This is a genomic window from Pengzhenrongella sicca, assembly GCF_017569225.1.
In the GTDB taxonomy this organism is placed as follows: Bacteria; Actinomycetota; Actinomycetes; order Actinomycetales; family Cellulomonadaceae; genus Pengzhenrongella; species Pengzhenrongella sicca.
In genome coordinates this window covers 780,600-794,310 of record NZ_CP071868.1, presented here as the reverse complement: position 1 = coordinate 794,310, position 13,711 = coordinate 780,600, and the positions used below count along the sequence as shown (strand labels likewise).

The window sequence follows — 13,711 nt, the reverse complement described above, 5'->3', positions numbered from 1 at the left end:
GACGACGTCGCTCCCGTCGCCTGGGTCTGGCGCCGGGGAAGCACTGTCAGCCCTGGCACTGCGTGGCGTTCGTGACCTCGCAGATGTCGCGGATCGTGTCGTAGTACGCGTCGTCCACGGGCTCGGTGGCGTAGAACACCGAGCGGAAGCCGTCGGTGTCGGCGGACTCGATGCCGGAGGCGATGATCTCGTCGATGGTCACGTGGCTCAGGGTGTCGGTCAGCTGCGTCCTGAGGTCCTCGGGCAGGACGTCGGACACGACGATCGGCGCGCCGGGGACCTGGGTCCGCAGGATCGAGGTCACCTCGTCGGACTTGGCGACCTCGGAGTCCTCGGCGAAGCCGACCTCGCACTCGATGCCCTGGGCGACCTTCTGCACCGACACGTCGTGCTTGCCGACGAAGACCGGGGTGATGTCGAGCTCCGGGTCGATGCCCGCCTCGATCAGGTTGTAGCTCGGGAAGAGGTAGCCGGACGTCGAGGACGGATCGACGAAGCAGACCTTCTTGCCCCCGAACTCGTCGATCGAGGTGATGGGGCTGCCCGCGGGCACGATCGCCTCGGAGTAGTAGCCGGGCTCGCCGCCCTCGGCCGTGACGATCGACGAGATCGGCGTGATCTGCGCGCCGTTGTTCTTCGCGGTCACGTAGGTGAACCCGGAGAACGAGGCGACGTCGATCTTGCCGGCCACGGCGGCCTCGATGAGCGCGGCGTAGTCGGTCGACTCGTGGTACTCGACCTGCTTGCCGGTCTCGGCCGCGATGTAGTCCATCAAGGGCTGATAGTTCGTCTCGGTCTCGACGCTGTCGGGCACGACGCCGAAGACGAGGGTGCTCGAGTCGACCGCGAACTGCCCGCCGCCGTCGGCCGATTCATCGCTCGCGGCGGTCGCGCCCGAGCAGGCGGCCAGGGCGGAGGCAAGGGCGACCAGCGCGCACAGTGCTGCGGGTTTGGCGAACGAGTGGACGGTTGATGAGGTCATGGCGGTGCATCCCTTGGGCTGGGTCGAGTGGGGTCGTGCCGGTGGAGGAGGCGAGTGCGTGCGCGTCAGCGGTTCAGGACGAGCCCCGGGAGATCGCTGATCGAGTCGAGGACCTGGTCCGCGCCCGCCTGCAGGAGCTGGTCCGACTCGTGCGCGCCGGTGAGCACCCCCGCGACGAGCCCCGCGCCCGCCGCGCGCCCCATCCGCATGTCGTAGCCCGTGTCGCCCGCCGTGACGAGGGAACGAACCTCCGTACCCTCCAGCGCGAGCAGCGCGGACAGCGCGAGATCCGGGTACGGCCGCCCGCGGCCGACGTCGGCCGGGCACAGCGTCAGGTCGGCCACCTGCTCCCATTCGAGCGCGCGCAGGATCCGCGACAGGGTCGCCCGGGAGAACCCTGTGGTCAGCGCGACCTTGATGCCGCCGGTGCGGAGGCGATCGATGGCGTCGGCGGCCCCGGGCAGCGCGGTGCAGAACCCGTCGTCGATCAGGTCGCCGTACGCCGCCTCGAAGGCCGCGTTGGCCTCCTGGGCCTGCGCCTCGTCCTGCAGGAGGGCCCGGAAGACGGCGATCTTCGACTCGCCCATGGTGGCCCGGACGTAGTCGAGCATGGTGGCGTGCTGGTCGTCGGCGGGCTGGATCCCGAGCGTGCCGACGGCCCGCGAGAACGCGCTCTCGACGAGCCCGTCGTCGGCGACTGTCGTTCCAGCCATGTCGAGCACTGCGATTTCGAACGTCATGAGTGAGCTCCGGGGTACGGGGTGGGGTGACGTGGGGTGAGGTGGGGTGAGGTGAGGGCGTGGTGCGCGGCGGGCCGGCAGGGTCAGATCCGCACGACCCCGAGCGCCGCCAGGGAGTCGGCGATCGCCGCGACGGCCGCCTTGAGGTCCTGCGTGGTGACCGCGCCGATGCACCCGACCCGGAACGTCTCGGCGCGGGTGAGCTTGCCGGGGTAGAGGATGAAGCCGCGGGCCTTGACCTCGCGGTAGAAGGTCGGGAAGTCCCAGCGGTCGTCGCGCGGCGCGTGGAACGTGTAGATGATCGGGGCCTGGAGCTCGGCCGGAAGGAACGACCGGAAGCCGAGCGCCGTCATCTCGCCGAGCAGCACGTCGCCGTTGGCCTGGTAGCGCTGGCGGCGGGCCGTGATGCCGCCCTCGTCGCGGTACTGCGCGAGCGCCGCCTGCAAACCCGCGACGACGTGGGTGGGTGGCGTGAACCGCCACTGGCCGGTCCGGGTCAGGTAGGAGTACTGCTCGCTGAGGTCCAGCGCGAGGGAGTCGCATCGCCCCGCGCTCGCCAGCAACACGCCCTCCGGTGCGAGCACGAACCCCATCCCCGGCACGCCCTCGAGGCCCTTGCCGGAGGCGGCGACGATCGCGTCGATCGCCGGGTGCTCGGCGTGCACCGGGAGCACCCCGAAGGAGCTCATCGCGTCGACGATCAGGCGCCGACCGGCCGCGGCGACGACGTCGGCGATCGGCCCGAGCGGGTTGAGGAGGCCGGTGCTCGTCTCGCAGTGGACCAGGCCGACGTGGCTGGCCTCGGGGTGCGCCGCGAGCAGGGCCGCGAGATCCGCCGGGTCCGGTGCGACGTCGTCGGCGGTCTCGTGCACGATCGCGACGCGGCCGGCGCGGCGGCACAGGTCGGCCATCCGGCGCCCGTACGCCCCGTTGACGAGCACCACGATGCTGCCGCCCGGCGGGACGAGCGTGCGCACGGCGGCCTCCACCGCGAACGTCCCGCTCCCCTGCAGGGGCACGCACCGCAGGTCGTCGCGCTCGGTCGAGGCGATCGCGATCAGCTCGGCGCAGACCTCACGGGTGACGGCGGCAAAGTCTGGATCCCACGAGCCCCAGTCCGTGAGCATCGCTCGACGGGTCGCGTCGGACGTGGTCAGCGGGCCGGGTGTCAGCAGCTTCGGGGCGGGGATGATCGTTCCTCTCCAGGCGGATTGCGTTCGCCTCGAGCAGACCAGCGCCAGGCGCGCTTCGTGTGGACGCACAGCGACCTCGCGGACAACTCGCAGCCAAGAGTCACCGGGTTCGGTGTGACGTGACCGAGCCGAGGCCGTGCAGCGCGAGCATCGCGTCGGTCGTGCGGGGCCAGCCGTACTCCTCGGCGCGACGGCGGGCCGCCGCCCGCCGCTGCGACGCCGGGACCCGGAGCAGCTCGTCCACCGCGGCCGCGAGCGCGCGCGGCTCGGGGTCGGCGGCGCGGCCGGCATCGCCGCGCAGCAGCTCGGCGACCGCGGACGTGTTCGCCGCGACCACGGGTGTGCCGCAGGCGAGCGCCTCGAGCGCCGCGAGCCCGAACGTCTCGACCGGGCCGGGCGCGAGCACGACGTCGGCGCTCCCGAGCAGGGCGGCGACGGCGGCCCGGTCGGCCAGGTGCCCGACGAACGTTACGGGCAGCCCCGCGGCGTGGCGCCGCAGGCGGTGCGCGAGCGGGCCGGAGCCGGCGATCACGAGGCGGGCCGGCCGCCCGAGCCGGCGCAGCTCGCGCAGCGCGTCGATCGCGAGGTCCGGCCGCTTCTCCTTCGACAACCGGCTGCAGAGCACGAGCAGCGGGGCGCGCGGCTCGGCCCCCGCGCGGGCCGCGGCACCGGCGGGGGCGAGGTGCCCGGCGTCGGTGCCAAGGGACCCGGCGTCGGCGTCGGCCCCGGGGTGGAACTGGGCCAGGTCGACGCCGAGCGGGACGTGGTGCGTCGGGATGCCGAGGCGGGCGAACTCCTGCCCGCCGAAGCGCGTGGTGGTCACGACGCGGTCGAACCGCGCCGCCGTCCCGGCGTTGTGGCGATCGGCGAGACGCTCGGCCTGCCTGCCGGTCAGCGGGGTGAAGGCGCGCAGGATCCCGTCGAGCCGCTCGTGCGCGAGCACGACCGACGGCACCCCCGCCGCGCTGGCCCACCGGCCGAGGCCGCGCAGGGTGAGACGGTCGGACACCTCGAGGCGGTCGGGCTCGAGCCGGTTGAGCACGTCGCGGATCGCCCGGAGGTCCGTCATCACCCGGTAGCCGCCGGTCCCCGGGACCCGGGGCGCACGGACGCTCACGCGCCGGCCCCAGGGCAGCACCTCGACGCGGGTGCGATCGCCGGGGACGACCAGCGTGAAGTCGTGGCCGGCGCGCTGGTAGCCCGCCCCGAGGGCGTGCGCCGTCGTGCGGATCCCGCCGCTGCCCGGGGCGTAGGCGTTGGCGACGTGCACGAGGTGCACTCAGCGCCCCGCGACCGCCGCGAGGGACACGGCCCGCTCGTAGTGCAGCAGGAGCCGGTCGCACACGACGGGCCAGGTCCGGGCCCGCACGGCCGCGTGGGCCGCGGCGCCCATCGCCTGCCGCTTGGCCTGGTCGCCGGCCAGGTCGACGACGTGCGCGCGCAGCGCCGCGAGGTCGCCGGGCGGGTAGAGCCAGCCCGTCCGGCTGTGGTCGACCAGGTCGCGCAGGCCGCCGGCGCGCACCGCGACCACCGGGACGCCGCTCGCCATCGCCTCCTGCGCCGCCTGGCAGAACGTTTCGTACGGACCGGGGTGGACGACGACGTCGAGGCTCGCCACGGCCCTCGACAGGTCGGGGCCCGACAGCTCGCCGAGGAAGTGCGCCCCGGGCAGGCGCCGCACGAGCCGCTCGCGCTCGGCGCCGTCGCCGATGACGACGAGCCGGACCCCCGGCAGGCCGAGCAGCACCTCGAGGTCCTCGACCTGCTTCTCCGCGGCGAGCCTGCCGACGAAGCCGACGAGGACCTCGCCCGCGGGCGCGAGCCGGGCCCGCAGCCGGTCGTCGCGGTGCGCGGCGGAGAAGGCGGCGGTGTCGACGCCGCGCGGCCAGACCTCGACGCGCGGGATGTCGTGGCGCGCGAGCTCCTGGGCGGCGGACGGCGACGGCGCGAGCGTCACCTGGGCCCGCTCGTGCACGGACCGGATGTGCCGCCAGGCCGAGTTGGAGGCCGCGGTGAACCCGTACCGCCGGGCGAACCCGGCGACGTCGGTCTGGTAGATCGCGACGACGGGGATGCCGAGCGTCGCGGCCACGCGCATGACGGGACCGCCGAGGGTGAACGGCGAGGCGAGGTGGATGACGTCGGGGCGGAACTGCGCGAGCCCGCGGGACAGCGAGCCCGCGGCGATCGCGGGCACGGGCACCGGGACGCGGACCTGGGGGTAGCCCGGCAGCCCGACGGACGGCAGGTTCACGACGTCGAAGCCCTCGGCCGTGGCGGGCGTGTCACCCAGCGCGAAGACCCGCGCCCCGTGGCCCGTCCGGCCCAGGTGGCGCAGCACCTGGAGCACCGAGCCGGTCACGCCGTTGATCGCGGGGAGGAACGTCTCGGACACCACGGCGACCTTCACGCCCGAAGTACAGCAATGTCACCTGCACGCCGGGGGTGCGCGCGACGTCGGGCAGGGAACGCGGGCGTGAACCCTGCGCGGCGCGGGCGGGCGATGCCGAGGTGGGCCACCTGCTGGCGTGAGCCAGCGGGTAGCCCACCGGGCGAGCGACGTGCTTCTCCTAGCTGACGGTGCGGAACTCCCCTTCGAGCTCCTCAAGGGTCAGGTGCGAGGTCTCGGGCACCATCCGCCAGCTGAAGAGCATCGTGCCGACGTTGACCACCGCGAACACCAGGAACGTCCCGGTGCCCCCGAACGTGCTGATCAGCAGCGGGAAGCTGAACGTGATGATGGCGTTGGCGATCCACATGAGGAACACCGCCAGGCCCATGCCGAAGCCGCGCATCCGCATCGGGAAGATCTCCGACAGCATCACCCAGGTCACCGGCGACACAGCACCCTGCTGGAAGATCAGGAAGCAGAGCATGAAGGCCAGCACGGTGTACGAGCTGGAGGTCGGCGGGGTGGTGCCGGCCTCGAGGCTCGGCTGGACCAGGAGTCCGAACGTGGTCGCGATCGCGGCGAGCGAGGCGATGATGCCGAGCTGACCGATGATCAGCAGGTTGCGGCGGCGGAAGCGACCCACGAGCCAGAGCCCGGCGACGGCCGCGATGACGGAGACCACGCCGTTGGCGATCGTCGCCGTGAGCGCAGCGTTCGTGCCCAGCCCGGTCTCGGTGAGGATCGTCGGCGCGTAGTACATCAGCGTGTTGACGCCGGTCAGCTGCTGCAGCACCGCGATGCCGACGCCGATCAGCACGAGGCGCTTGATCCACGGGGTCTTGAGGTCGGCCCAGCCGCCCTCGCGCCTCGCGTCGGACTCCTGCGCGACGTCGAGCATCTCGGACAGCTCGGCCTTGATGTCGTACCCGGGCGTGCGGGTGGCCCGCAGCACCTCGGCGGCCTCGCCGAAGCGGAACTTGCACGCGAACCAGCGCGCGGTCTCCGGCATCCGGTGCATGCCGATCCAGAGCGCGACCGCGGGGATCGAGCACAGGAACAGCATCCACCGCCACGTCGAGTGTCCGTCCCAGACGTTCGCGAGCACGGCGTTGGTCGAGTACGCGAGCAGCTGGCCCGTCACGATCATGAGCTGGTCGACGGCGACGAGCCGTCCGCGCAGCTCCTTCGGCGCGATCTCTGCGAGGTACACGGGGACGGTGGCCGAGGCCCCACCCACCGCGAGCCCAAGGACGACACGGGCGGCCACCATGACGGCGACCGACGGGGCGAACGCCGTGCCGACCGCGCCGACGAAGAACACCGCCGCGAGCATCAGGAGGTTGTGCCGGCGCCCGTACCGGTCCGAGAGCCGGCCGCCGTACAGCGCTCCGAACGCCGCGCCGAAGAGCAGCGACGAGGTCACGAGGCCCTCGGTCAGCGGGCTGAGCCCCAGGCCGCCGTTGGCGACGGTGTCCGACATGAACGGCAGCGCGCCTGCGATCACCCCGGTGTCGTAGCCGAAGAGCAGCCCTCCGAGCGTCGCGACGAGCGCGATCGCCTTCATGGAGTGCCGCTTCACGGGTTTGCCCGTGGTGAAGAAGGCATCGAACTGGGCCGGCGAGATCTGCCCGGCTCCGGGGGTCGGCCCCACCTGATCACTTATCGCCGTCATTGGCGTCCTTTCCAAGGCGGGGCGGTCGTGACCGGACCCGGCAGCGGCGTGCGTGTCAGTGCGGCTGCCCGAGCACGCCGAGCGAATTCTCGTCGATGAGAGCTCGGGGTCCGTGCGGGCAGCCGTGGTGCGCACGTGTTTGTCCTTACATTCAACACACAACTGGAGGGGCTGTCAACCGATTGTTCTATCATTCTGTCTTTCGCTCGGCGACGCCGGCCCGACCCAGGATTCGCCTTCCGGGCGCGCCAAAGCCAGCGGGTTGCGAGGCCCGCTGGCCTTGGCTCCGGGGCTAGTTGTTGCCGGGGAAGTTCATGCTGGCGGCCGCCGCCGTGGCCTGGTGGGGCCAGCGCGACGTGACGACCTTCGCCTTGGTGTAGAAGCGGTATCCCTCCGGGCCGTGGGCGTGGTGATCGCCGAACAGCGAGTCCTTCCACCCGCCGAAGGAGAAGTAGCCGACCGGCACGGGGATCGGCACGTTGATGCCGACCATGCCGGCCTCCACGTCGACCGAGAACTGGCGGGCGACCTCGCCCGAGCTGGTGAAGATCGCGGCGCCGTTGCCGAACGGCGAGGAGTTCACGAGCTCGATGGCCTCCTCGTACGTGTCCACGCGCATCACGACCAGGAGCGGGCCGAACACCTCGTCCTTGTAGGCCCGCAGGTCGGTCGTGACGTTGTCGAGGATGGTCGGACCGACGTAGTACCCGCGCTCGAAGCCCTCGACGACGAGCTCGCGGCCGTCGACGATGGCCCGGGCGCCGGCGTCGACGGCCTCGGTCGTGAAGTCGATGACGCGCTGGCGTGCGTCGGCGGAGATGACCGGGCCCATGTCGGTGTCGCTCCCGTTGCCGGGTCCGACCTTCAGCTTCTCTGCCTCGAGCGTAAGGGCGGCGATCAGCGGCTCGGCCGCAGCGCCGACGACGACGGCGACCGGCAGCGCCATGCAGCGCTCGCCGGCGGAGCCGAACGCGCCGGAGGAGATCTGTGAAGCGGCGAAGGTGATGTTCGCGTCGGGCATCACGATGGCGTGGTTGTTCGCGCCGCCGAGAGCCTGGGCGCGCTTGCCGTTCGCCGTGCCGCGACCGTGCACGTACTTGGCGATCGGGGTGGACCCGACGAACGACACCGCCGAGATCCCGTCGTCGTCGAGGATCGCGTCCACGGCCACCTTCCCACCGTGCACGACGTTGAACACGCCGTCGGGCAGCCCGGCCTCCTGGTAGAGCTTGGCGATGAAGATCGACGCGGAGGGGTCGCGCTCGGACGGCTTGAGGATGAAGGCGTTGCCGGCCGCGATCGCCACAGGGTGCATCCACAGCGGCACCATGGCCGGGAAGTTGAACGGCGTGATCCCGGCGACGACCCCGAGCGGCTGGCGCAGGCCGTGCACGTCGACGCCGGTCGAGGCGTCCGAGCTGAAGTCGGTCTTGGAGGCCTGATTGATGCCACAGACGAACTCCATCGTCTCGCGGCCGCGGGCGATCTCCCCGCGGGCGTCCTCGACGGTCTTGCCGTGCTCGGCGGAGATGATCTGACCGAGCTCGAGGTCGTGCGTGATCATCAGCTCGCGCATCCGGAACAGGATCGTCGTGCGCTTCGCCAGCGACATCCGCCCCCACGCCTTCTGCGCGGCCGTGGCCGCGGCCACGGCGGCCGCGACCGTGCCGGCATCGCCGAGGGCGACGTGGCCGGAGATCTCACCGGTCGACGGGTTGTAGATCGGCTGAGTGAGACCCGTGCCTCCCGCGGTCTCCACGCCGTTGATCCAGTGCAGGACCGTGGCCGCGGGGGCAGCTCCCGCAGCGGTGGCGGTGGCTTCTTGGGTGAGGGTCATCGGGGTGCTCGCTCTCTTGCTCGTCGACATGACTGGAACGTGAAAGGTCGGATACGCGGGGAAGGTCAGGTACGGGGGAAGGGTCACTGGAGAGGTCCAGCGGACCTAGAGGTAGTGGCGCTGCTCGGCCTTCTGCTCGAGGTACTCGAGGTGGGCCTGCTGCGTGCTCGCCAGGCGTGAGGTCTGGGCGACTGCCACGTCCCACCACGCCGATGCGGGCGGGTTGGGTCCGTCCAGGTCGGTCTCGATGTAGATCAGCGTCGTGCGGGTCGACGCCGCGGCCGCGGCGTACGCGACCCGGAACTCGTCGATCGAGCCGACCTCGAGCACGTCGGCCCCGAAGCTGCGGGCGTTGCCCGCGAGGTCGATCGGCACATTGGCCCCATCGAGCCGGTCCGAGGCGTCGTCGCGCATGCGGTACTTCGTGCCGAAGCGCTGCGACCCGCGGGACTCGGACAGCCCGCCGATCGAGGCGAACCCATGGTTCTGGAGCAGCACGAGGATGACCTTGAGGTTCTCGGACACGATCGTCGCGATCTCCTGCGGGAGCATCTGGTAGGTGCCGTCGCCGACGATCGCCACGACCTCGCTGGCCGGGGACGCGAGCTTGGCGCCCATCGCCGCCGGGATCTCGTACCCCATGCACGAGAACCCGTACTCGAGGTGGTACTGCTTCGGGCTGCGCGCACGCCACAAGGCCTGCAGGTCGCCGGGCATGGAGCCGGCGGCGTTGATGAGGATGTCGTCGTCGCCCATGAGGTCGTTGAGCGCCCCGAACACCTCGGTCTGCGCAGGCAGCGGGGCGTTGTTCCGGTGGTAGCACTCGTCCGTCACCGTTGCCCACGCCGCGACCCGGGTGACCATCTCGGCCGCGTAGGCGGCCTCGACCCGGTAGCCGTCGAGCGCTGCGGTGAGCGCCTCCAGCCCGGCGCGGGCGTCGGTGACCACCATCTCGGCCGAGTGCTTGGCGGCGTCGAACGCGAGCACGTTGAGGTTGACGAACGTGACGTCCGGGTTGCGGAAGACCGTGTGGCTCGCCGTCGTGAAGTCGGAGTAGCGCGTGCCGACTCCGATGACGACGTCGGCGTCGGCGGCCAGGGCGTTGGCCGCGTCGTTGCCGGTGGAGCCGATGCCGCCCACGGACGCGGGGTGCTCGAAGCTGATGGCCCCCTTGCCGGCCTGCGTGTCGGCGACCGGTATCCCGGTCGCGTCGGCGAACGCCGCGAGCGCGGCGGAGGCCTCGGCGTAGACGACGCCGCCACCCGCGATCACCAGCGGCCGCTTCGCGGACCGGATGAGGGCGGCGGCCCGGGCGATGGCGGCGGCCTCGGGCGCGGGACGGGCGACGTGCCAGACCCGCTTGCGGAAGAGCTCGAGCGGCCAGTCGAACGCCTCGGCCTGCACGTCCTGCGGCAGGCAGATCGTGACGGCGCCGGTCTCCGCCGGATCGGTGAGCACCCGCATCGCGGCGAGCACGCTCGGGATGAGCTGCTCGGGCCGGTTGATGCGGTCCCAGAACCGAGACACCGGCTTGAACGCGTCGTTGACGGAGATGTCCAGGCTCCGTGGGTCCTCGAGCTGCTGGAGCACCGGGTCCGGGACACGGGTCGCGAAGATGTCGGACGGGAGGATCAGCACGGGGATCCGGTCGACCGTGGCCAGCGCCGCGCCGGTGATCATGTTCAGCGAGCCGGGCCCGATCGACGCGGTGCAGGCGAACGCCTGGAGCCGGTTCCGGGTCCGGGCGTACGAGACCGCGGCGTGCACCATGCCCTGCTCGTTGCGCGCGAGGTAGTACTTGAGGCGGTCTTCGCCCTCGGCGGGATCGACCTCGTTCTGGAGGAGTGCCTGGCCGATCCCGGCCACGTTGCCGTGCCCGAAGATGCCGAAGGCGCCGGGGATGAATCGCTGCTCGACGCCGTCGCGCTCGCTGTACTGGTTCGTGAGGAAGCGGACCAGCGCCTGCCCCACGGTCAGGCGGACGGTCGAGGTGGTCGTGGTCGCGGTCGTGGCGTCGTTGCTCACTGGGGGTCCTTACTGCTCGGGGCGGCCACGGGGGCCGTCATGGGAAGCCGGGGATCGACCGCCTGGGAGTCCCAGGTCTCGCGGATCCAGTGGTGGGCCGGGTCGTCGGTCATCAACCACTGCCCGTCCTGCGCGGGGCCGGCCATGACGTTGAGGTAGTACAGGTCGTAGCCCGGCGCCGCCATCGACGGCCCGTGGTAGCCGTGCGGCGTCAGGACGACGTCGCCGGTACGTACCTCCTCGGAGAGGTCGAGCGGGTGCTCGCCGCGGGCGTAGGTCCGGTGGAACGCGAAGCCGGGACCGGCCGGTCCGGGCCGGATCTCGAACAGGTAGATCTCCTCGAGGGCCCGCTCCGTCGCGGAGTGCTCGTCGTGCTTGTGCGGCGGGTAGGACGACCAGTTGCCGCCGGGCGTGAGCACCTCGCAGACGAGCAGGTGATCGGTCTCGAGGTCGTTGCCGAGCGCGTAGTTGTTCACCTGGCGCGAGGCACTGCCCGCGCCTCGCAGGGTGACGACGACGTCCGACGCCGGCCGGTAGGACACCTCGAGCCGGCGGCTGGCGCGCGCGGATGGGATCGCGAATCGGCCGCCGGCCGCGGAGGTGAGGGTCGCGACCGTGTCGCGCGGCAGGTAGAGGTAATCAGTGACCTCGGTGAACACGTCCGGGCGACCGGCGAGCTCATGGGCGACGCCCTCGACCGTGACCGCGCAGCTCCCGGCGAGCGGCAGGACGAGCACCTCGTTCGGGCCGGTGGCGATCGCGTGACTGTGACCCGCGCTCAGCTCGACCACCTGCAGCCCGCAGAAGGTCCAGCCGGCGCGTTCGGGCGTGACGTCGACAGCGACCGAGCCGTGCGCGGTCTCGCCCGCGCGGACGAGGAGCGGGTTCACGCCGTCCGGGTTCACAGCAGCCCCACCGCGTCGTCGACGGCCGACGCGACGTCGCCACCGGGCGGGTACAGCAGGGACCGGCCGATCACGAGCCCTCGAACCGTCGGCAGCGCCAGGGCCGCGGCCCACCCCGCCAACGCCGCGTCGGGGTCGTCGGAGACGGCGCCGCCGAGGATGAGCGCGGGCATGGTGGAGGCCGCCATGACCCGCTCCATCTGCGGCACGCACGGCAGCTTGAGCCACGTGAACGCCGACGTGCGCCCGAGGCCAGCCGTGATGGCGATCGACCGGATGACGGCGTCCGGCGCGAGCTCGTTGACGACGCGACCGTCCACCCGGCGCGAGACGAAGGGTTCGACCAGCGCGAGCAGGCCCGCCTCAGCAAGCTCGTCGACCGCGTGGGCGCACGCCTCGAGCGTCCGGGCCGTGCCGCGGTCGTCGTAGTCGAGGCGCAGCAGCATCTTGCCGCCGTCGAGGCCGGCTCCGGCGACCCCGCGGGCGTCGTAGCCCGTGAACCTGTCGTCCATCTCGAACCGCGCGCCGGCGAGACCCCCGCGGTTCATCGAACCGAACACGAGCTTGCCGTCGAGTGCGCCCAGGAGGGCAAGGTCCTCGATCATGTCCGCGGTGCCGAGGAACCCGTGCACCCCCGGGCGTGAGAGCGCCTCCACGCAGCGGGCCAGGAGCTCACCCCGGTCGCCCATGGCCATCGGGTCGGCGCCGGCGGCCAACGCCCCGCGCGCGGGGTGGTCGGCCGCGATGATCATGAGCTTGGCGTCCGCCTCGGCGGGCATCGCTCCCCTGACCCGGCCGCGCAGGGCCTGTGCGATTCGCTCGGGCTCCTGGGCGCGGACCCGCGTGATCTCGTCGATGGCGATCATCGCGGGCTCCTGACCTGCGCCCGGTGCAGCTCGGCGACCGGGGTGCCGGCAAGGACCGCCTCCACCTCGTCCTGCGTCGGCATGGCAGTCGAGCACTCGAGTCGCGAGGCGACGATCGCCCCGGCGGCGCTCGCCCCGGCCACGATCCGCTCGAGCCCCCAGCCGCTCAGCAGGCCGTGGCAGAGCGAGCCGCCGAACGCGTCGCCCGCGCCGAGCCCGTTGACGACCTCGATCGGGGTCGGGGGGACCACGACCCGCTCGTCCCGCGTCTTCGCGAGTGTCCCCTTCGGCCCCTGCTTGACGATCGCGATCTCGACGCCGGCCTCGAGCAGCGCGTCGGCCGCGCGGTCGGGCTCGACCTCGCCGACCGCGATCTCGCACTCCTCACGGTTGCCCACCGCGACGGTGAACTGCCCCAGCACCCGGCGGACCTGCGCGCTCGCCTCGGCCGGGCTGGTCCAGAACATCGGGCGGTAGTCGAGGTCGAAGACCGTGTGCCGGGAGTTGGCCCGCGCCGCGATCGCTACCTGGTGGGCGGACCGGCTCGGCTCCTCCGAGAGCCCGGTGAGCGAGACCCAGAAGACGCCGGCGTCCCGAATCAGGTCGATCGGGAGGTCGGCCGCACGCAGCTGCAGATCGGGCGCGCTCGGCTGACGGTAGAAGTACAGGGGGAAGTTGTCCGGCGGGAAGATCTCGCAGAACGTGACGGGGGTCGCGAACTGCGGGGAGGTGATGACGAAATCGTCCCGAACCCCGAGCCGCAGCATCTCGCGCCGCACGAACCGGCCGAAGGAGTCGGCACCGACGCCGGTCAGGACCGCCGCGGAGCGACCGAGCCGCGCAGCGGCGACGGCGACGTTCGTCGGGCTGCCGCCCAGGAACTTGCCGAACGACTCGACGTCCTCCAGACCGACTCCGGTCTGCAGAGGGTAGATGTCCACCCCTGATCGGCCGATGGTGACGACCTCCACCTCTGACAGCACGATTCCTCCACCTTGGTGTTGCGGGTTGCCCAGCCGGGCCACAGCGGCGGCTGGGGTCACCGATGACCGTGTCGATCACCGGTGACCGTTGCCTCTGGAGAGGACTCTGCACCACT

At 72.0% G+C, this 13,711-nt stretch carries 11 protein-coding genes; all 11 read right to left on the bottom strand.

Features of this window, described 5'->3' with window-relative positions:
- Positions 1-46: 46 nt before the first annotated feature.
- The 11 genes from J4E96_RS03530 to iolC all read right to left on the bottom strand — a co-directional run bounded on the left by J4E96_RS03530 (position 47) and on the right by iolC (position 13,598).
- The gene (locus J4E96_RS03530) at positions 47-982 is read right to left on the bottom strand and encodes a phosphate/phosphite/phosphonate ABC transporter substrate-binding protein (protein WP_227424412.1); all 936 of its coding nucleotides are present in this window, start codon (positions 980-982) and stop codon (positions 47-49) included.
- A 65-nt stretch (positions 983-1,047) separates the two neighbouring features.
- Entirely contained in the window at positions 1,048-1,722 is a 675-nt protein-coding gene (locus J4E96_RS03525; RefSeq protein WP_227424411.1) for a phosphonatase-like hydrolase, read from the bottom strand.
- A gap of 83 nt (positions 1,723-1,805) precedes the next feature.
- On the bottom strand, positions 1,806-2,984 hold the full coding sequence (locus J4E96_RS03520) for a 2-aminoethylphosphonate--pyruvate transaminase (protein ID WP_227424410.1): 1,179 nt from the start codon (positions 2,982-2,984) through the stop codon (positions 1,806-1,808).
- Between the two features lie 31 nt (positions 2,985-3,015).
- Positions 3,016-4,194 (bottom strand): glycosyltransferase, encoded by a 1,179-nt coding sequence (locus J4E96_RS03515; protein ID WP_227424409.1) that lies wholly within the window; start codon positions 4,192-4,194, stop codon positions 3,016-3,018.
- Entirely contained in the window at positions 4,195-5,325 is a 1,131-nt protein-coding gene (locus J4E96_RS03510) for a glycosyltransferase family 4 protein (protein WP_227424408.1), read from the bottom strand.
- Between the two features lie 160 nt (positions 5,326-5,485).
- The gene (locus J4E96_RS03505) at positions 5,486-6,958 is read right to left on the bottom strand and encodes a sugar porter family MFS transporter (protein ID WP_227424407.1); all 1,473 of its coding nucleotides are present in this window, start codon (positions 6,956-6,958) and stop codon (positions 5,486-5,488) included.
- A 313-nt stretch (positions 6,959-7,271) separates the two neighbouring features.
- Positions 7,272-8,816 (bottom strand): CoA-acylating methylmalonate-semialdehyde dehydrogenase, encoded by a 1,545-nt coding sequence (locus J4E96_RS03500; protein ID WP_227425648.1) that lies wholly within the window; start codon positions 8,814-8,816, stop codon positions 7,272-7,274.
- A gap of 105 nt (positions 8,817-8,921) precedes the next feature.
- Positions 8,922-10,841 (bottom strand): 3D-(3,5/4)-trihydroxycyclohexane-1,2-dione acylhydrolase (decyclizing), encoded by a 1,920-nt coding sequence (iolD, locus tag J4E96_RS03495; protein ID WP_227424406.1) that lies wholly within the window; start codon positions 10,839-10,841, stop codon positions 8,922-8,924.
- Complete coding sequence (gene iolB / locus J4E96_RS03490; RefSeq protein ID WP_227424405.1) at positions 10,838-11,731, bottom strand: 5-deoxy-glucuronate isomerase; 894 nt, start codon at positions 11,729-11,731, stop codon at positions 10,838-10,840. Before iolB ends, iolD begins: the two co-directional genes overlap by 4 nt.
- An 11-nt stretch (positions 11,732-11,742) precedes the next feature.
- On the bottom strand, positions 11,743-12,612 hold the full coding sequence (locus J4E96_RS03485) for a Cgl0159 family (beta/alpha)8-fold protein (protein WP_227424404.1): 870 nt from the start codon (positions 12,610-12,612) through the stop codon (positions 11,743-11,745).
- Positions 12,609-13,598 carry a 5-dehydro-2-deoxygluconokinase gene (gene iolC / locus J4E96_RS03480; RefSeq protein ID WP_227425647.1) on the bottom strand — a complete coding sequence of 330 codons (990 nt, stop codon included), beginning with the start codon at positions 13,596-13,598 and terminating at the stop codon, positions 12,609-12,611. Before iolC ends, J4E96_RS03485 begins: the two co-directional genes overlap by 4 nt.
- Positions 13,599-13,711: the final 113 nt, after the last annotated feature.